Origin of the sequence: Pandoraea norimbergensis (assembly GCF_001465545.3) — a bacterium.
GTDB classification, from domain to species: domain Bacteria; phylum Pseudomonadota; class Gammaproteobacteria; order Burkholderiales; family Burkholderiaceae; genus Pandoraea; species Pandoraea norimbergensis.
On the sequence record NZ_CP013480.3, the window covers coordinates 2417448 to 2436665 of the forward strand.

Here is a 19218-nt window from a genome sequence, read left to right on the forward strand (position 1 = left end):
CATCGACATCGCTTCGCTCGGATTGACGGCCAACCCGGCAAAGGGGGCAGCATGCTGACGCTCATCACCGTCGTCTCCAGCGCGGGCGGTGCCGGTCGCAGCACGGTGACCGCTCACCTTGCCGCCCAGCTCGCGCAGGGGGAGCATCCGGTCGCCGTACTTGAACTGGATGCGCAGAACAGTCTCGGCGCATTGCTCGGGCTGAGCACTGCAAGCGAAAAAGGCGTGCTAACGCTGGGCGACGCGCCGGCGGGCTGGCGTTCGCTGCTCTTCGATACACCCGCCAAAGTGCCGTTACTGCCCGCAGGCCGGGCGTCCGCTGCGCAGGTGGCCGCATTCGGCGAGTGGTTGAGCCGCGAGCCTGCCGGACTGCGCCGTCAACTCGATGCTCTCGGTTTGCCCGAAGGCACGCGCGTGTTGATCGATACGGCGCGCCTGCCGGGAGTGACGACGCAGGCGGCCATCGCCGCATCCGATCTGGTGCTCGGGGTGGTGCCCGTCACGACCACCGGCTATGTCACGCAACCTGATCTGATGGCCGCAGGCGGAGCCGGCGCTCAGATGGTGGCGAATTTTGCCGCGGCCAACTCGGCGTTGGGCACCGACCTGATGCAGATGATTCAGTCGCGTGGCGGCGACGCGATTGTGCCGGTGCGGATTCACCGGGACGATGCGGTGGGCACCGCCGCCGCCGGTGGCCTGCCGTTGTTCACGCACGGCGAGGGCTCGCAGGCGGCGCTCGATATCCTGCACCTTGCGGCATGGTTGCTGCGCGCCACCGCGCGTGGGAGCGATGACGTGGAGGAGGGTTCGCCATGATCAGCGACGCACTGCAAACGCTTTTCCGTCTAGGGCGCGAGACGCTCGCGATTCGCCTGCGCCTGCCGCGCCGCCCGGACGGGCGCGAACCCGGTCCCATGCAGTGGGTCCTGGCGGCCACCCTGCGTTCGCCGCGTCAGCAACTGCGGGTGTCGCAGATGGCCGATCACGTCATCGCGCGGCTCGCCATGCGGCTCGACGTGCGCCAGCTCGATCAATGGCGCGACTGGTGGCTGCGCATTCTGTTTCAGCCGGCGCGTCAGGGCCGGGCTGATTATTTCGGCCGGGCTTTCGCGTGGGGCAACGAGCGTCTGACACGTCGCGTCGGCGTACCGGCCGATGCCACCTTCTGGCAACTTGTCCGGGCAATGCTTTGGCGTCGTGCAGACCAGCGCCCGGCGTTTCCGCCCTATGTCGCGTGGCTCGCGTTTCGGAACAACAACGAGCGCTTCCGGCTGTGGCTGGTACAGACTCTCTTTGGCATTCCGCCCGACACACCCGCGCAACTGGCGCACCGCTTCGACAAGCAACTCGAAGCGGTGATGCAGTGGCGGGTGACGTCGGCCGTGGTGGCGTTGCTTGGCCTGTTCGGCGTGCTCTGGATCGTGACGACGCCGTTCGATCCGTTCGAGCAACTGCTGTTCTCGATTTGCACGCTGACGCTCGCGCTCGTGTTCCGCCGGCTTGATAGCCAGTATTCGGTACTGGTGCTCATCGGCTTGTCGCTGATCTCGACGGTGCGCTACGTGTGGTGGCGCCTGACCCAGTCGCTGGCGTTCGATACGGCGGCGGAGGCCACGGTCGGCTACATCCTCGTTGCGGCGGAAATGTACACGTGGCTGATTCTGTTGTTCGGCTATCTTCAGACGATCTGGCCGTTGCAGCGGCGCATTACGCCGCTGCCGCCCGACATGCGCGAATGGCCTACGGTCGACGTCTACATCCCGACGTATAACGAGGGGCTCGATGTGGTCCGCCCGACGGTCTACGCCGCGTGTGGTATCGACTGGCCGCCCGAGAAGATCAACATCTACCTGCTCGACGACGGCAGACGCGAGGAAATGCGCGAGTTCGCCGCGCAGGCGGGCGTGCATTACGTTACCCGCCCGGACAACAAGCATGCCAAGGCGGGCAACATCAATCACGCGCTGGGCAAGACGACGGGCGACTTCATCGCAATCTTCGACTGCGATCACATTCCCGTGCGCTCGTTCTTGCAGACGACGATGGGGTCGTTTATCAAAGACCCGCGTTGTTCGCTCGTGCAGACGCCTCACCATTTCTTCTCGGACGATCCGTTCGAGCGCAATCTCGCCACGCGCGGAGCGGTGCCCAACGAAGGTCGCCTGTTCTACGGCATCGTGCAGGACGGTAACGACTTCTGGAATGCAGCGTTCTTCTGCGGCTCGTGTGCCGTGTTGCGCCGCACGGCGCTTAACGAAGTCGGTGGCGTGGCGATCGAGACCGTGACCGAAGACGCACACACGGCGCTCAAGATGCACCGTCGCGGCTGGAACACCGTGTATCTCAAGGTGGTGCAGGCGGCGGGTCTGGCCACCGAATCGCTATCGGGTCACGTGGGCCAGCGCATTCGCTGGGCGCGCGGCATGGCGCAGATTTTCCGCGTGGACAATCCACTGTTCGGACGCGGCTTGAAGTTCGGTCAGCGCATTTGCTACGCGAGCGCAATGCTGCACTTTTTCTATGGCATTCCGCGCATCGTGTTTCTGCTCGCTCCGATCTGCTATCTGTTCTTCGGCTTGCATATCGTGCAGGCGGCGGCACTCAGCATCTGCGCCTACGTGCTGCCGCACATTGCGCACGCCAACATCGCCAATTCGCGCATACAGGGCAAGTACCGTCATTCGTTCTGGTCGGATGTCTACGAAGCGGTGCTTGCGTGGTATGTGGCGCTGCCGACGACGGTCGCGTTCATCAACCCGCGCTACGGCAAGTTCAACGTGACGGCCAAGGGCGGGCTGATCGAGCAGAGCTTCTTCGACTGGAGCATTTCGAAGCCGTACATGGTGCTGCTCGCCTTCAATGTGCTGGGCTTTCTCGCCGGCATCTTGCGCTTCTTCTATGGCCCCTCGCATGAGACCGGCGCGCTGGTCTTCAATCTGGCGTGGGTGTCGTTTAACTTGGCGGTGCTGGGCGCTGCGGTGGCCGTGGCGACGGAAGTGCGGCAAGTGCGCCGCACGCACCGCGTGACCATGAGCATTCCTGCTGTGCTGTATCTGCCGGATGGCCGCACGCTCGCCTGCCATACGCGCGATTTTTCGGGCGGCGGGCTGGCGTTGCGCATGCCTGTCACGCTGGACTTGCCGGTGGGCACCGAGGCACAGGTGGCGTTGTCGCGCGGCGAACACGAATACGGGTTTCCCGTGAGTGTGGTGAATTCGCTCTCGCAAGACCTATTCCTGTCGTTCATGCCGCTCACGGCGGAGCAGGACAAGCATCTCGTGCAATTCACGTTCGGGCGCGCCGACGCCTGGCGCGACTGGGACGCCGAGCGCACGCGCGATGAACCAATCAAGGCGCTGTTCGAAATGCTGGCGATGGGCCTGCGCGGCTATCAGGTGCTGGCGAACTACTTGCTGGGCAAGCTCGTGACGCGCTGGCAGAACCGGTTGCGCGGGGCGCGTACGCGTTCGCAGCAGAGCACGCCGCAGGCGTAATCCATGCGTAATCCATGCGTAATCGAGCATCGAGCGAGGAAAGAACCTAGGGACGGAACCTGACAATGGGCATCTGGAATCTTTACTTCATCTTGAAACTGGTGCTGCTGTGGGCTGGCATCATCGGCTTCCACGTGGTGCCGAACTTCATCTTCGCGGTGTTGCTGGCGATTCGCTTGCGCCCGCGTTGGGCGCGCATTCTGCGACAGGTGATCGCCGTGCCGGTCGGTGCCGGTCTGCTGTACTACGACTCGAACCTGCCGCCGTTTGCCCGGTTCATCGAGCAACTGCCCGCGCTGCTGCAATTCCGCTTCTCGTACATCATCGAATTGCTGGGCCGGTTTGTGTCCACCCGAGACTGGCTGCTGCTCGCGATTCTGGTGCTGGCGTACTGGATTGTGAACCGATGGGTGCGCGTGACCACGTTCGTGCTGCTCGCGCTGTTGATCGTGCCCGGGGTGCTGCGTGTGGGCACGCTGGTCTCGGTGGCGCCGGTGGTCGCCGCGCAGGGGAATTCCACAGACGTGGCAGCGGGTGCCGCCGCCAGCGGTGGCGCCGCTGCCGGTAGCGCGAACGACGTGGTGGTGGGGGACGGCGAGGTGCCGCCGGGGGCGAACCCGAACGCAGCGCTCAACTCGTTCTACGCCCGCGAGCTGACGCGTTCGGTCTCATTGCCCGCGCAAGCGGGGGCAGGCCCGGACTTCGACATCATCTTCCTGCATATCTGCTCGCTCGCGCAGGACGATCTCGACGTCGACAATCTCGACAATCAGCCGCTGCTCTCGCGCTTCGACTTCGTGTTCAAGAACTTCAACTCGGCGGCGAGCTATAGCGGCCCGGCGGCCATTCGCGTGTTGCGCGCAGGCTGCGGCCAGCCGACGCACAAGGCGCTGTACGATCCCGCCGGCCCGCAATGCTATGTGATGAGCGATCTGAAGAACCTCGGCTTTACGCCGAAGCTCGCGATGAATCACGACGGGCACTTCGACAACTTCATGCAGGAAGTCAAAGACAACTTCAACGTGCAGGGCATCACGCCGTTCGACAACACGCGCACGCGCGTGTCGATGCGCGCCTTCGACGAGACGCCGATCCACTCGGATGGCGACGTGTTGCAAGCGTGGTGGAAACAGCGCACGGCCATGCCCGACAAGCGCGTGGCGCTGTACTACAACACCATCTCGCTGCACGACGGCAACCGGCTGGAGGGCTCCAAGCTCACCAGCGTGCAGAGCTACCCGCTGCGCGCCAAGGCGATGTTCGATGACTTTGGTCAGTTCATCGACACCATTGCCCAGTCGGGTCGCAAGGCTGTAGTGGTGTTCGTGCCGGAACACGGCGCGGCGATTCGGGGCAGCAAGCTGCAAATCTCAGGCATGCGAGAAATTCCACTGCCGGAGATCACGCATGTGCCGGTCGCCGTGAAGCTGGTCGGTTTCGGCGACAGTGCCACGGCGGGCGGTGCAGGTCCGCATACCCCCGTGACGATTTCCACGCCGACGAGCTATCTCGCGCTGATGACGCTGGTCTCGCATCTGGTGGCGACCAACCCGTTCGCCGGCACGCCTGACCTCGCGCAATATGCGAACGATCTGCCGCAGACCGCCTTCGTATCGGCCAACGAGCAGACGACGGTGATGAAGTACGACAGCAAGATGCTGATTCGCGGTGCCGATGGGGTGTGGCTCGATCTGAAGTCGCTGGAGTAGCCGCGGTTTTGGTGCGAGCTTTCGCGGGAAAGCGGCATGAGCGCTTGTGCAGGACACGTCAGGCCACCATACAGGTGGCCTGACGTGTTTTGGCGGAATCGCGCATACTGTGCGTCTTGTTTGTCTTGTCCGTCTGGCCCGCTCGGGCGGGCAGCGCAGTCTCGCGTCACCCATCGATCCGATGCTTCCGGGAGTTACCGTGCAATACACCAAATTTGGCCGCACCGGCCTGAACGTTTCCCGCCTTTGCCTGGGCACCATGACCTTCGGCTTGCAAACCGAAGAGGATGCGAGCCACGCGATTCTTGATCGCGCCACCGAGGCCGGCGTCAATTTCATCGACATCGCCGACGTCTATCCGCTGGGGAGTGACGAAACGCTGGGCGGGCGCACCGAGGAGATCGTCGGGCGCTGGCTCAAGGGCCGTCGCAGCCGCTTCATCGTCGCAACCAAGGCGTGCGGGTCCATGGGACCGTCGTCGTGGGACCGGGGCGCGTCGCGCAAGCACCTGCTCGACGCCATCGACGCGTCGCTGCGTCGTCTTGGCACCGATTACGTCGACCTCTATCAACTGCACTCGGACGATACCGACACGCCCATCGACGAGACGCTCGAAGCCCTCGACACCATCGTGAAGTCGGGCAAGGCGCGCTACATCGGCGTGTCGAACTATCTGGCGTACCGGCTTGCGCGTGCGCTGGGCCGTGCCGATGTGCTGCGCGTGGCACGCTTCGTGTCGGTGCAGCCGCGTTACAACCTGCTGTTCCGCCAGATCGAGCGCGAATTGCTGCCGCTGGCCAGCGAAGAAGGGCTCGCCGTGATCCCTTACAACCCGCTGGCAGGTGGTCTGCTCACAGGCAAGTATCAGCATGGGGCGGCGCCGAGCGAAGGGCGCTTCACGGAGAAAGTCGGCAAGGCGGGCGCGATGTACCAGCAACGCTACTGGCACGAGCGGGAGTTCGCGACCATCGAAGCGCTCAAGGGCATCGCCAAGGAATCGGGCGAGTCGCTCACGCGTCTGTCGCTGGCCTGGGTGCTGTCGAATCCGGTCGTCACCTCGGCCATCATTGGCGCGAGCCGCGTGGACCAACTGACCGAGACGCTCGGCACCATCGACTACAAGCTCGACGCCGATCTCAAGGCGAAACTCGACGACGCCTCGTTGGCCTACCGCTGGGGAGATGCGGCACGGTGACGCACCCGTAACGGGTGGTCTTGGTCACCTATCGGGCGGTATAGTGGAGGGGACGTCGCGTGGTTTGCCTGCTGAAACGGCGGGTGCCGCGCGACGCCCCCTCTCTCTTTCCCAGCGAGGCTGCTCATGACCAAACGCATTCTGCTTGCCACTGACGGCAGCGAGTCATCGCGTCGTGCGCTGCGCGAGGCGGCGGCTTTTGCGCGTAGTGGCGATGCGATCCGTGTCATTCACACGGTGGAAGATCCGGTCAACCTGCTGACGTCCGCATTCGGCAAACTCATCGATCTGGAACAGGTGCGCCGCGACATGCAACGCGAGGGTGAAGAGCATCTGGCGCGCGCCGTGCTCTACCTGCGTGAAGAAGGGTTCGATGCGCAGGCGCATCTGCTGGATCTGCGCACGACCGGCGAAACGGTGCCCGAAGCGATGACGCGCGAGGCCAACGAATGGGCGGCCGACATCATCATCGTCGGCACGCATGGGCGCAGCGGCGTGCGACGCGCCATGCTAGGCAGCGTGGCTGAACAGATTCTGCGAAATGCATTGGTGCCGGTGATGCTTGTCGCGGGTGAGGCGCGGGCGCATCTGCCGCTACGCGCCGGCGGCCATTACGAGCGCGTGCTGGTAGCGCTCGACGCGAGCGAAACATCGCGGCGTGCCTTCGACTATGCGCTGACGCTGGCGCGCACCCACGGCGCGACATTGCGCGTGGTGCACGTATTGGACTTGCCCGGCCCCTTCTTGGCGGGCTTCGACCCCGAGCCGATGCTCGAAGCCGTACGCGCGGTGGGCGAGCAGGTGCGCGGGTGGGCTACACAGCGCATGCGTGAAGCGGAAGTGCCGGGGGAAGTGGAAATACGAGAGATTCAGCCGGTGGGCGAAGGGGTGGCCGATCAGATCATCGCGGCGGGCCGAGACGCCGATGCCGATCTCATCGTGCTCGGCACCCACGGCCGACGCGGCTTTCGACGCTTCACGCTGGGCAGCGTGGCGGAAGATACGGCCCGCCATGCGGGCAGGCCGGTCCTGCTATTGCCGGCGCAAGCGCCGCACGTTGCTCCGCCCGCGCAGACCTGAAGCGATTCAGGTCACGCGGTGGAAAACGTGTGACTACCTTCAGCGAGCGACATCCGGTCGTCTAATCTCAGTCGTCCAACTTCAGGCGGCTGAATTGCCAGCCGTCGACAACTCGGCGACCAGCGTCTTGAGCGGCGTGGCGGCATCGGCCAGACGGGCCGGGTCGATCACGGCACGGCGGCCGACCAGCTCGCGGGCGGCGAGGAATTCCTGCGCGCGGTTGATGCTGGCGGCGGCCACGACGGCGCCGTCGCGCAGATAAAACAGCATGAACACGGCAGCGCCCTGAGCGTCCGGCAGGCGGCGCTCGACCACGGCGTCGTGGCCTTCCGTCATGCCGACCATTTGCAACTTCGCGTTGAACTGATCCGACCAGAACCACGGTGCGGTGGCGACGGCCTTCGGTGCATCGCCATGCACGACGCTCGCGGCCACCTTGGCCATTTCGCTCGCGCTCGGCACCGATTCCAGACGAATACGGCGGCCCAGCGCCGGGTGTTCGTGATGGGCACAGTCACCCACGGCCAGAATGGCCGGATCGCTCGTACGGGCGAACTCGTCGACCACGATGCCGTTGTCCACCGCGAGACCGGCGGCCTGCGCAAGCTCGGCGTTCGGCAATACGCCGATACCGACCACCACCACATCGGCGGGCAGACGCTGCTCACCGGCGACCACGGCCACGACCTGACCGTTCGCATCCTGTTCGAGGGCGGACACGCCGACACCCACTTGCACGTTCACGCCGTTCTCGCGATGCAGCGTCGCGAAGAAGTCGGCCAGATCGGCTTCGGCCACGCGCGCGAGCAGGCGTGGCGCGGCTTCGAGCACGGTAACCGTCGTTCCGGCTTTGACGGCGCTTGCCGCGACTTCCAGACCGATATAACCGCCGCCGACCACGATCACGCGCTTGCCGGGGGTGAGCGCTTCGCGCAGGCGCTGGGCGTCGGCGATGTCGCGCAGATAGTAGACGTTGGCGGCGTCACCGCCCGGCATCGGCAGACGGCGCACGCGACCGCCCAGTGCCAGCACCAAGTGATCGTAGCCAAGCGTCTGGCCGTCGTCGAACGTCACCGTGCGTGCCGCGCGGTCGACGGCGGTAGCCGTGACGCCGAGACGCACGTCGATCTCTGCCTTCTCCCAGGCGTCGGCCGGGCGAATGAGCAGGCTGGCTTCGTCGGCCTGACCGGCCAGAAACGCCTTCGAGAGCGGCGGGCGGCGGTAGGGCAGATGGGTCTCGCTGCCGGCGAGTACGATGCGGCCGGTGTAGCCAAGCGCACGCAGCGCGAGCGCGGTTTCGCCGCCGGCTTGACCGGCGCCGAGGATGACAGTGGTAGGAGTCATTGCTTCGGACATGTGGAAGTAGCGTTGGAGTTTGGCCGCCAGTGTAATGCATTGCGTCGGTATTGCACCCGCATTGCACCCGCATTGCACCCGTCACTGGGCCGCGCGATACCGGTAAGATGGCGTTGCGTCCCCCTTCCGGAACAGGCCCCAGGAGCTGCGATGGCAAGTGACCGTGCCGGCCGCCCGCTGTTGTCGAAGCACCCCGAGCTTTCTGCGCCGCAGGTGTATTTGTTTGCGTTCGCGCTGGGGTGTTCGACCGGTGTCGATTTCGTCGCCTCGTCGATGATGGGGATTGGCGGCACGCACATCCGGGGCGGCATACACGCGTCGCCGGAAGACTTTCTCTGGAGTCTGACCGCGTACGCGGCAGCCGCGACCGTCGCCAATCTGGTGCTCGGACGCATTGCACGCGACCTGAGCTATCGCGGCTTCACGCTGCTGGGGCTCATCATCGCGGCCATTGGCGCTGGCTTGTGTGCCGTCAGCAATACCCCAACCGAACTCGCGCTGGCGAAAGCCGTACAGGGGCTCGGTGCGGGTGGCCTGTTCTCCGCATCGCGCATCATCATCCAATTGGCCGCCGAGCGTGAAGAGCGCAAGCCGCTGTTCATGGGCTTCAATACGGGCGGTATCGGGCTTGCCGCGCTGGCGCCGTGGGTCACGTCGATGCTGATGCAGGATGTCAGCTGGCGCGTCATCTTCGTCGTGCAGGTGGTGCTTGCGCTGGCGACGCTGCTGCTCGTGGCGCTGACTTACCCGCGCAGGCTCGAAGCGTCGCTTGCGCCATGGCAGCTCGACGTGGGCGGCATGGACTGGGTCACCGTGGTGTTTCTCGGCGCGGGTGCGCTGGTTCTGCTGCATGGCCTCGGCGACTTGCGCTTCTACGAGATCCGCAGCTCACCGTCGGTGGCGCTCACGCCCATCATCGGTTTGGCGCTCATTGGTTGCGTGTTTCTGCATCAACACCGCCATCCCGACCCGTGGCTCGATCCGAAGCGCCTGATCGGGCGGCGCTATCTGGTCGGTCTGGGCTTCTACGCGCTGTATTACTTCCTGAACGGGCTCTGGAACTACGTGCTGCCGACCACGTTGCAGACGGGGCTCGGCTTTACCTTTCAGTCGACCGGGACGGCGATTACGGTGGCCGGGCTTATCGGCTTTGCTGCCATGACGGCGTTCACCTATGGGAACCAGCATCTGGTCGGGCAGCGGCGTTGGATTGCGCTTGGCTATGTGATGTTTGCTGCGGCCGCGTGGCTGGCGTCGCAGCGCATGATGCCGGGTGTGTCGTTACCGCTCGTGCTCGAAGCGATGTTGCTGCAACAGATGACCACGCCGTTCATTCTGGCGCTGGTCGCGGGGCTTACGTATCGCGAGTTCACCGTCGACGATTTTGCCCACGCGTATCAGTTCAAAAACATCGTGCGGCAGATCGTGACGGCGGGCGGCACCGGTGTGGCGAGTCTCTGGTTGCAGTACGGCGAGGCGATGGCGCGCACCCAACTGGTCGGCAACATCACGCCGTTTTCTCTGCCCCCCGATACCGATGCGGCTGAGCTCGCACGGCTCTCGCAACTCATCGATCAGCAGGCGTTGCTGCTCGCGGCGAGCAACCTGTTTGCGCTGCTCGCTTTCGTCTGTGCGGGCGTCGCCATCATCGCTGTGGTGCAGCGCGCGTTGCGCTGAAATCACGTCAATTTGCTGCGCTGCACAGCAAAACGTTACAACAGGTGAAACCCCCGTCAATCAAGGCCAGAGCCCGTATTCATGCGGGTTCCGAAGCGATGCCGGGGTCCTTTTACGTGTCCGCAAATTGAGGAGTAGAGTGGGTTTCGTCGCACACATTGCCGCCGACGAAGGAGACACCATGGCCTGGACGAGTCAACAGAAGCATGTGGTAACGGCAAGCTATTTGGGGTGGACGCTCGACGCGTTCGATTTCTTTTTGATGGTGTTCGTGTTGAAGGACATCGCGAAGGAGTTCAACACCGAACTGGGCAGTGTGGCGTTTGCGCTGCTGCTGACATTGGCGATGCGCCCGGTGGGAGCACTGATCTTCGGACGGCTGGGTGACCGGTTCGGCCGACGTCCGGCGATGATGGCGAGCGTCTTGTTGTATGCGTTGCTGGAGCTGGCCTCGGGGTTCGCGCCAAGTCTCACCGTACTGCTGATACTGCGCGCGCTCTTCGGTATCGCGATGGGCGGCGAGTGGGGCGTGGGGGCGGCGCTCACGATGGAGAGTGTGCCGACGCATTCACGCGGCATTGTGTCCGGGTTGTTGCAGGCAGGGTATCCGAGCGGCTATCTGCTCGCGTCCGTCGTCTACGGCTTGTTCTACGAGAGCATTGGTTGGCGCGGCATGTTCTTTGTCGGTGTGCTGCCGGCGCTGCTGGTGTTCTACATCCGGCGGCATGTCCCCGAGTCGCCTGCATGGCAGAAGGGCACGACGCAAGCGGCGACGCCACGCGCGAACCTGCTTCAGGTGTTGGCGAGAGACTGGAAGCTGGCGTTGTACGCCATCGTGCTGATGACGGCGTTCAACTTCTTCTCGCATGGCACGCAGGATCTGTATCCGACCTTCCTGCAAGTGCAGCACAAGTTCTTGCCGCACACGGTGAGCTGGATCGCCATCACGTACAACATCGGCGCGATTATCGGCGGGCTCTTTTTCGGGGCGATTTCGGAGAAGATCGGGCGGCGGCGTGCCATCGTGATTGCGGCACTCATTGCGCTGCCGGTGTTGCCGTTGTGGGCGTTTTCCAGCGGTGCGGTGTTGCTTGCCGTCGGCGCGTTCCTGATGCAGATTTCGGTGCAGGGCGCATGGGGGGTGATTCCGGCGCACTTGAACGAACTGTCGCCTGACGAGATTCGCGCGACGTTCCCGGGGCTGGTGTATCAGTTGGGGAATCTGTTTGCGTCGGTGAACGCCAATTTGCAGACCACCATTGCGAAAGCGCATGACGGCAACTTCGGTCTGGCAATGGCAATTGTCGCGGGGACGGTGGCGGTGGTGATTGCCGTGATGATTGGTTTTGGCCGAGAGCGCCGTGGCGTGGTGCTGACAACGACGGCCGAAGCGCCAGCGGACGGCTTGCCGCCGGGAGCGGCGGTGCGGTAGTGCGTTATTCAGTGAGAACCGTCAGCCGATGCCAGTTGGCGTCGGCTGACCGGATCACGCCTTTGACGGCGTGGCAGCATTCGGCGTCGCAAAGAACAACATTTCCACCTGATTGATCAGCGCCGGGCCAAAGGCATCGCCGCCCACTTGCGGCGCGATCAGTTGCATCAGCACGGGCGAGCCGGGCGGCGGATGCAGCGCGTGCACTAGCAGGCAGAAGTACATGGCCGGATGCTCGGCGCGCACCACACCGGCTTCCATCCCCTGCACGATCAGCGGTTCCATGCAGTCGTAGACCGGCATCACCAACTGGCGGTGCAGCGTCGCGCCGCGCTCGCCAGTTTCCGCCGCGTGCTGCGCAATGAACTGCTTGTGCTCGGGATGGCGAATCGCATGCGCGGCAACGATGGCAATCGCTTCCTTCAGCCGGTCGGTGACCGGGCGGGATGTGTCGAGCGAGAGCGCGCGCATCTGTTCGGCCGGCTCGGTGAGCGCAGCCTCGAGCGTATCGACGCACGCGCGCCATAACTGTTCCTTCGAACCGAAATGCACGCGCACGAGGCTGGCGTCGACCTTCGCCGCCCGGGCAATCCCGCGCAGGTTCGCGCCATCGTAGCCAAGCTGCGCGAAAGCCTCGATGGCAGCAGCGAGCAGCGCCGCGCGGCCATCGGGCAGGTGTTTGGGGCGTCGGCCCCGCGTAATGGGTGTGGCAGTCATCGTCTCGCAACGTCTTGCGACGTGCGTGCCTGTCCCTCGGCTTCTCCCACCGCGCCAGCCTTCGCCCCATTCACCGGTGCCGGTGAGGTTGGGGTTTTGGCAGCGTCGCCCGTTGGCTCGGGCGGCACGCCCATCGCATAAAACAGGAGCGCAGTATCCGACAAACGCGCGCCGGTTGCACGCACTGTCGTCATATAGGCGTTCCAGTACTGCTGCTCGCGGCCCCGCGCCGCCGACGTGGGCAACGCACCAAGCCTCACGCGCGCGACCGTGTCGCGGTACACCTGCTCGGCCGCAGCGCTCGCATTATCCGCATGCCGCAGCGACGTGTTGTCCGCGTCGAGCGAGGCGAGGGTGTCGGCCACGTTCTTGAACGCGGTGAGCACTGTCTGCTTGTACTGATCGACGGCGGCCTCATACGTGGCTTGTGCCGCGCGCCGCTGGGCGAGCAGGGCCCCGCCGTGGAAAATCGGCTGCGAGATCGACGCGGCAATGCTCCACAGCGAACCGGCATTCGACATCACCGTCGGCCAGTTGAAGCCGCCTTTGCCCATCGACGCCGTGAGCGACAGGCTCGGGAACATCTGGGCCGTCGCCACGCCAACCTCGGCCGATGCGGCCTTGAGCGCCATTTCCGCCGCCTGAATGTCCGGACGCGTTTGCAGCAATGTCGACGGCACGGCGACCGGCACCGATTGCGGCACACGCAACTCCCCTAACGGCAAGTCATCGGGTGCCTGATCGGGCGTGCGGCCCAGCAGCACGGCCAGCGCGTGACGGGTAGATTGCCACTGCGCTCGCAAACCCGGCAGCGAGGCGGCAAGCGACTCGGCATTCTGGGCGGACGACAACGCGTCGGAGCGCGATACGGCACCGAGGACTTCGCGGCGCGCCATTTCGTTGGCATCGGCCTGTGCAAGATCGACCAGCCGCTCCGTGGCCTTGACCTGCGCACCGAGCACCGATGCGCTGATGGTCCCGGCAACGATATTGGCCGCCAAGGCTTGGCGCGACGCTTCCAACTGGAATGCCTGCTGATCGACTTGCGCCGCCAGCGACGCATTGGCAAAGCGCGACGCGCCGAAGAAGTCGAACGTGTAGCGCGCCTGAATCTGACCCACGAACATGTTGTACAGCGCCGTGGGCGGCCCGAACGTCGGGATGCCGAGATTGCGCTCGCGCGCCGCTTCGCCACCGATGTCGATCGACGGGAACAGCGACGAGCCGATCTGCGCCTTCAACTGCTCGCGCGCGGCTTGCAATGCATGATCGGCAGCCGACAGATTCGGGCTGTTGCGCAAGCCTTCCTCCACCAGCGCATTGAGCTTGTCCGAACGGTAGGCTTGCCACCACGCTTTGACCGGCGCCGCCCCAACGTCGAACTGCTGTGACGTACCCTGCGCCGTTTCCGTTCGCTCAGGCAAGGCGTTGGTGCCGTAATGGGCAGGCGAGGGCATGACGGGCGGCTTGTCGCTTGGTGCGAACGAGCATGCACCGAGCCACAAGGGGAGCAGGGCGGCGAGTGGTGCATATCGGCGCACAGCGGGTTTCGCGGCTGGGCGCAAGGCGAATCGCAAAGTGAAGCGCGGGGTCATGAGCGGTCTCCTTGCGGAATGCCGTTGTCGTGCGCACTGGCGGGCGGATTAACGGGGCCATCGGGGCCATCGGGGCCATCCGGGCCATCCGGGCCACTCGAACCGGTCGGCGCATGCGAGGCACGTTCGTCATGTCGCACGCGGAACGCCGTGGCATACAACGCGGGCAGGAAAAACACGGTCAGCACGGTGGCGCTGGTGATACCGCCCATCAGCGCGGTTGCCATCGGACCGAAGAAGTTGCTGCGCAACAGCGGGATGAGGGCGAGCACCGCGGCCGCAGCGGTCAGCGTGATCGGCCGGAAGCGTCGTACCGTCGCGCTGACGATGGCGTCAAAACGCGGGTGTCCGGCCGCCACGTCCTGCTCGATCTGATCGACCAGAATCACCGAGTTGCGCATGATGATGCCGAACATGGCAATCACACCGAGCATGGCGACAAACCCGAATGGCTTGCCGAACAGCAGCAGCGTAGCGACCACGCCGATCATGCCGAGCGGCGCGGTGAGCACCACCAGCATGGTACGGGCGAAGCTCTGAAGCTGAATCATCAGCAGCGTGAGCACGACGATGATCATGATTGGCATCTGCGCCATGATCGACGACTGCCCCTTGCCCGACTCTTCCACCGAGCCGCCGATTTCGATGCGATATCCGACCGGCAGAGCCTTGCGAATATCGCCGAGCTTCTTGTAGACAGCCTCGGTCACATCGATCCCTTGCTTGCCTGCGCGCACGTCCGAGCGCACGGTAATCGTCGGCTGACGGTCGCGTTCCCAGATCACACCGTATTCCAGATCGTCGACCACATGGCCGAGCGTCGCCAGCGGCACCGGACCGTTCGGCGTCGGCATCGCCATCGTGGCGAGCTTGGCCGGGTCCATGCGTTCGGTCTTCGGCGCGCGCAGCGTGATTGCGATCAGCTTGTCGCGCTCGCGGTACTGGCTCATGTCGTAGCCCGTGAGCGTCATGGCGATGAAGTTCGCGATGTCCGACGAACTCACGCCCAGCGCGCGTGCCTTCTGCTGATCGACTTCGAAGCGCACCGAGCGTTGCGACGGCTCGTCCCAGTCGAATTGCACATCGACGGTGTCGCCGTTGGCACGCATGACGTCCGCCACCTGCTCGGAGATCTTGCGCACGGTGCCGATGTCGTCGCCGCTCACACGGAACTGCACCGGAAAGCCGACCGGCGGCCCGTTTTCGAGACGCGAGAGGCGGGTGCGAACACCCGGCATCGCTTCCCGCAGTTTGGGTTCGAGCCACTGCGCCAAGGCTTCACGGTCTTCTACTGACTTGGCCGTGACGACCAGTTGCGCGAAGTTGGGCGTGGGCAGTTGCTGATCGAGCGGCAGGTAGAAGCGTGGCGCACCGGTGCCGACAAAGCTGACCGTGTGATCGATTTCCTTGCGGCCTTCGAGCAGTTTTTCGAGGCGTTCGGTTTCGCGCAGCGTGGCCTGATACGACGCGCCTTCCTGCAAGCGCAGGTCGACCATCAACTCGGGCCGGTCCGAACTCGGGAAGAACTGCTGCGGAATCAGCGAGAAGCCCGCCATCGCGATCAGGAACAGCACGACGGTGATCACCAGTACGACGATTTTTCGCTCGATACACCACGTCAGCCAGCCGCGCAGGCGGTTGTAGAACTTGGTGTCGTAGACCTCATGCTCGTGATCGTCGCCGTGATGGGCCTCGCGCTTGCGCTCGGGCAACAGCTTGTAGCCGAGCAGCGGAATCAGCACCACGGCCGCGAGCCACGACGCCAGCAGCGCAATGGCCGAGACCTCAAAGATCGAGCGCGTGTACTCACCGGTGCTCGACTTCGCCAGCGCGATCGGCAGGAAGCCCGCCACGGTCACGAGCGTGCCGGTGAGCATCGGGAACGCGGTGCTGGTGTAGGCAAACGCAGCGGCGCGTTTGCGATTCCAGCCCTGCGAGAGCTTCACGGCCATCATTTCGACCGCAATAATGGCGTCGTCGACCAGCAGGCCCAGCGCCAGAATCAGCGTGCCGAGCGACACCTTGTGCAGGCCGATGTCGAAGATGTACATGAACAGCGACGTGACGGCGAGCACGACCGGAATCGAAATCACCACCACCATACCGGTGCGGAATCCCAGCGACAGCAGACTCACAACCAGCACGATGGCCACCGCTTCGGCCACGGCTTCGAGGAAGTCGTCGACCGAGTGCGACACCGATTGCGACATGCTTGCTACTTCGGTGAGCTTGAGCCCGGCGGGCAACTGCGCCCGCAGATCGGTCATGGTGCTGGCCAGCGCTTTGCCAAGGTGAACGACGTCCTGTCCCTTCTGCATGGTGATGCCGATGCCGAGCACGGGCTTGCCCGCGAAGCGCATTTCCGTGACCGGCGGGTCGACGTAACCGCGCTTGATCGTGGCAATGTCGCCAAGCCGGAACGTCCGGTTGTTCACGCGGATCAGCGTGTCGGCAAGCGCCTGCACGTCACGGAACTGGCCGCTCGGGCGCACGACAACGCGATCGTTGGGGGCTTCGATGGTGCCAGCAGGCGATACGGCGTTCTGGCCGTTGACCGCTTCGGCAATCTGATTCGGCGAGATGCCGAGGCGGGTGAGTTGAGTGTTGCTGATTTCGACATAAATGCGCTGGTCCTGATCACCGAAGTAATCGACCTTGGCAACACCGGGCACGCGTAGCAGCACGGTGCGCAGCGCGTCGGCGTAGTCGCGCAACTGGGCAGGGCCGAAGCCATCGCCTTCGAGCGTGAAGATGTGGGTGTAGACGTCGCCGAACTCGTCGTTGAAGAACGGCCCCTGCACGCCGGCCGGCAACGTGTAGGCAATGTCGCCGACCTTTTTGCGAACCTGATACCACTCCTCCGGCACTTCGCTGGCGGGTGCCGAGTCCTTCATCGAGAAGAACAGCAACGACTCGCCGGGGCGCGAATAGCTGCGCTGGAAGTCGATCGACGGCATTTCCTGCAACTTGCGCGCGATGCGGTCGGTGACCTGTTCCTGCACCTGTTTGGCGGTGGCGCCCGGCCAGAACGTGCGGATCACCATCACACGGAAGGTGAATGGCGGGTCTTCGGACTGCGCGAGACGCGAGTACGCAAGAATGCCGAAGATCGTCGCCATCGCGATGAGAAACACCACGAGCGCGCGGTGACGCAGCGCCCACGCCGAAAGGTTGAAGCTCCCTTCTTCGTGACGGAAATCGTGTGGCTCGGCGGGCGGTGGCGTGTCTGGCGTCTGGGGCACGGGTGGCTTCCCGTCCTGCGCGCTCATGACGCGAAGTCCTCAGGGTGCAGCGGTGCCACCACGCGAACCTTTTCGCCCGCGGTCACGGTATGCACGCCTTGCCAGACGATGCGCTCGCCCGGCTGGATGCCACCGGCCACTGTCACCGTGCGCTCGCCGTAGCGGGCGACCTTCACGCGACGCAGCACCAGCGTGTCGTCCTGCTTGACCACCCAGACGGCGGGCAGATTGCCATCGTGGAAGAGGGCAGTGGACGGTAACGTGATCGCCGGTCCTGCGGGGATGGCGGCGGTGGCAGCGGTGGTGGTGTCGGCACCACCGCCCGCAGCGGCACCGCTGGCCGTGGACGGCGCGGCAGCCGTCGGTGCAGACGCCGACATGGCAGCGGCGGCAGGTGCCGCGACGCTACCCGGCAGCGGCTGGGCAAAGGCGACATTCGCCGTCATGCCGAGCTTCACATCGGGGCCGGGGGAAAGCAGCGAGAGTTTGGCGCGATACGTGCGGCTTTGCGGGTCGGCTGCCGGGGCGACTTCGCGCACCCGGGCCTGCCACGTCTTGCCCGGCATGGCCGGCAGCGAGACGGTCGCCATCTGGCCGATGCGGAATGCGCCGAGCGCGACCTCGGGCACGTCGGCAATCACGTCGACGTCGCCCGTCCACGCGAGTTGATAGACCGGTTGGCCGGCGCTGACGTTTTGTCCGGTGTCGGCCTGCTCGGCGGTGATCACGCCGTCGCGGTCGGCCTTGAGGTTGCCGTAACTCAACTGGTCACCGGCCAACGCGGCCTGCTGGGTTGCCTGATTACGCTGCGCGAGTGCGCTCGCGTAAGCGTTTTCCGACTGTTCCAACTGGGCGGGGGCAATCAGGCTTTCTTTTGCTTGCGCGCGATCACGCGTGACGGTCTGCGTCGCATAGTCGAGCTGATGCTGGGCGGCGTCGAGCTGAGCCCGTGCGCTGGCGGCGTTCTTCGACAGATCCGCCGGGTCGAGACGCGCGACGACCTGACCGGCCTTCACCGCATCACCGAGCCGTACCGAGCGGTCAATGATCTTGCCGGCCACGCGAAACGACAGCGGCGTGGCGTAACGGGCTTCGATCTGGGCGGGGAGTGACGCAATGGGCGTCTGTTCAGCGGTTTTCGCTGCCATCGCGACCACCGGACGCGGTGGTGGCTCGGGCGGCGCCTTGCGCGAGCAGGCGGCCAGCGCGGCGACGGCAATGGCCGTGGTGGTGAGCGCCAGGGCAAACCGGCGGCGACGAGAAGCGTTGGCAGGCAGAGAAGGCAACATGCGCGCGTAACTCACAAGGTGTCACAAGGTGAGGAATCCGGGGCAATCTCGCGTGAATCCGGGCAGGCCGTCAGACCGCCCGAGCGGCGCCGCCCGTGGCTCACACGGGCAAATCACCAGTCAAATCAGCAAGATCCAAATTAAATCTACGGGCGATGATATATGGATTGCGAGCGGCCTGCAACGGGCGTCGATGCTCCCTGTGACTATCGATAGGGAGCGCCCATTGGGAATGTTGACCGGGGCCGGTGAAAGGCCAACCAACGAATTGTTTTGGAGTACGATCACTCGTACGAGCACTAAGGCGCGGTCACTCATCGTATGCAAAAAAGTCGATGATGGCGAGCCGCCGCGAGGCCCCCGAGCGGGCACCCGGTTGAAGACAAATTGTCGCAATCGAGGAACGTTGTCACATGCGATGAGTCGCAC

12 protein-coding genes are annotated in these 19218 nt (G+C 64.6%); 7 read left to right on the forward strand and 5 right to left on the reverse strand.

The window, feature by feature from the left end; genetic code table 11:
* The first annotated feature begins 51 nt into the window (after window positions 1-51).
* From AT302_RS10630 to AT302_RS27240, 5 genes are all read left to right on the forward strand, one after another.
* Window positions 52-819 carry a cellulose synthase operon protein YhjQ/BcsQ gene (locus AT302_RS10630; protein WP_058378420.1) on the forward strand — a complete coding sequence of 256 codons (768 nt, stop codon included), beginning with the start codon at window positions 52-54 and terminating at the stop codon, window positions 817-819.
* Window positions 816-3497, forward strand: coding sequence for a UDP-forming cellulose synthase catalytic subunit (bcsA, locus tag AT302_RS10635; RefSeq protein ID WP_058378421.1), 2682 nt, complete (start codon window positions 816-818; stop codon window positions 3495-3497). Before AT302_RS10630 ends, bcsA begins: the two co-directional genes overlap by 4 nt.
* Window positions 3498-3562: 65 nt before the next feature.
* Entirely contained in the window at window positions 3563-5206 is a 1644-nt protein-coding gene (gene bcsG, locus AT302_RS10640) for a cellulose biosynthesis protein BcsG (RefSeq protein WP_058378422.1), read from the forward strand.
* A 199-nt stretch (window positions 5207-5405) separates the two neighbouring features.
* Window positions 5406-6401: an aldo/keto reductase gene (locus tag AT302_RS10645; RefSeq protein ID WP_058378423.1), complete on the forward strand. Its 996-nt coding sequence runs from the start codon at window positions 5406-5408 to the stop codon at window positions 6399-6401.
* A gap of 126 nt (window positions 6402-6527) precedes the next feature.
* Window positions 6528-7481 carry a universal stress protein gene (locus tag AT302_RS27240; protein WP_084656153.1) on the forward strand — a complete coding sequence of 318 codons (954 nt, stop codon included), beginning with the start codon at window positions 6528-6530 and terminating at the stop codon, window positions 7479-7481.
* An 81-nt stretch (window positions 7482-7562) separates the two neighbouring features.
* On the opposite strand, the gene AT302_RS10655 is transcribed toward AT302_RS27240, so the two are convergent.
* Window positions 7563-8825, reverse strand: coding sequence for an NAD(P)/FAD-dependent oxidoreductase (locus AT302_RS10655; RefSeq protein ID WP_064675206.1), 1263 nt, complete (start codon window positions 8823-8825; stop codon window positions 7563-7565).
* A 162-nt stretch (window positions 8826-8987) separates the two neighbouring features.
* On the opposite strand from AT302_RS10655, the gene AT302_RS10660 reads away from it, so the two are divergent.
* Entirely contained in the window at window positions 8988-10514 is a 1527-nt protein-coding gene (locus AT302_RS10660) for an MFS transporter (protein ID WP_058378425.1), read from the forward strand.
* Between the two features lie 181 nt (window positions 10515-10695).
* The gene (locus AT302_RS10665) at window positions 10696-11946 is read left to right on the forward strand and encodes an MFS transporter (protein WP_058380244.1); all 1251 of its coding nucleotides are present in this window, start codon (window positions 10696-10698) and stop codon (window positions 11944-11946) included.
* Window positions 11947-12000: 54 nt separating this feature from the next.
* On the opposite strand, the gene AT302_RS10670 is transcribed toward AT302_RS10665, so the two are convergent.
* Genes AT302_RS10670 through AT302_RS10685 form a run of 4 tightly spaced genes read right to left on the reverse strand, consistent with a single transcriptional unit; the run spans window position 12001 to window position 18789 of the window.
* Window positions 12001-12663, reverse strand: coding sequence for a TetR/AcrR family transcriptional regulator (locus AT302_RS10670; protein WP_058378426.1), 663 nt, complete (start codon window positions 12661-12663; stop codon window positions 12001-12003).
* Entirely contained in the window at window positions 12660-14258 is a 1599-nt protein-coding gene (locus tag AT302_RS10675) for an efflux transporter outer membrane subunit (protein ID WP_064675065.1), read from the reverse strand. The genes AT302_RS10670 and AT302_RS10675 overlap by 4 nt, the downstream gene beginning before the upstream one ends.
* Complete coding sequence (locus tag AT302_RS10680; RefSeq protein WP_269466302.1) at window positions 14255-17527, reverse strand: efflux RND transporter permease subunit; 3273 nt, start codon at window positions 17525-17527, stop codon at window positions 14255-14257. Before AT302_RS10680 ends, AT302_RS10675 begins: the two co-directional genes overlap by 4 nt.
* Window positions 17524-18789: an efflux RND transporter periplasmic adaptor subunit gene (locus AT302_RS10685; RefSeq protein ID WP_084656154.1), complete on the reverse strand. Its 1266-nt coding sequence runs from the start codon at window positions 18787-18789 to the stop codon at window positions 17524-17526. The genes AT302_RS10680 and AT302_RS10685 overlap by 4 nt, the downstream gene beginning before the upstream one ends.
* Between the last annotated feature and the right edge of the window lie 429 nt (window positions 18790-19218).

What these genes read in the sequence shown, in the direction of transcription:
- AT302_RS10630 (WP_058378420.1), top strand. Translation starts at nt 52, where the DNA reads ATGCTGACGCTCATCACCGTCGTCTCCAGCGCGGGCGGTGCCGGTCGC.
- bcsA (WP_058378421.1), top strand. Translation starts at nt 816, where the DNA reads ATGATCAGCGACGCACTGCAAACGCTTTTCCGTCTAGGGCGCGAGACG.
- bcsG (WP_058378422.1), top strand. Translation starts at nt 3,563, where the DNA reads ATGGGCATCTGGAATCTTTACTTCATCTTGAAACTGGTGCTGCTGTGG.
- AT302_RS27240 (WP_084656153.1), top strand. Translation starts at nt 6,528, where the DNA reads ATGACCAAACGCATTCTGCTTGCCACTGACGGCAGCGAGTCATCGCGT.
- AT302_RS10655 (WP_064675206.1), bottom strand. Translation starts at nt 8,825, where the DNA reads ATGACTCCTACCACTGTCATCCTCGGCGCCGGTCAAGCCGGCGGCGAA.
- AT302_RS10660 (WP_058378425.1), top strand. Translation starts at nt 8,988, where the DNA reads ATGGCAAGTGACCGTGCCGGCCGCCCGCTGTTGTCGAAGCACCCCGAG.
- AT302_RS10665 (WP_058380244.1), top strand. Translation starts at nt 10,696, where the DNA reads ATGGCCTGGACGAGTCAACAGAAGCATGTGGTAACGGCAAGCTATTTG.
- AT302_RS10670 (WP_058378426.1), bottom strand. Translation starts at nt 12,663, where the DNA reads ATGACTGCCACACCCATTACGCGGGGCCGACGCCCCAAACACCTGCCC.
- AT302_RS10675 (WP_064675065.1), bottom strand. Translation starts at nt 14,258, where the DNA reads ATGACCCCGCGCTTCACTTTGCGATTCGCCTTGCGCCCAGCCGCGAAA.
- AT302_RS10680 (WP_269466302.1), bottom strand. Translation starts at nt 17,527, where the DNA reads ATGAGCGCGCAGGACGGGAAGCCACCCGTGCCCCAGACGCCAGACACG.
- AT302_RS10685 (WP_084656154.1), bottom strand. Translation starts at nt 18,789, where the DNA reads ATGTTGCCTTCTCTGCCTGCCAACGCTTCTCGTCGCCGCCGGTTTGCC.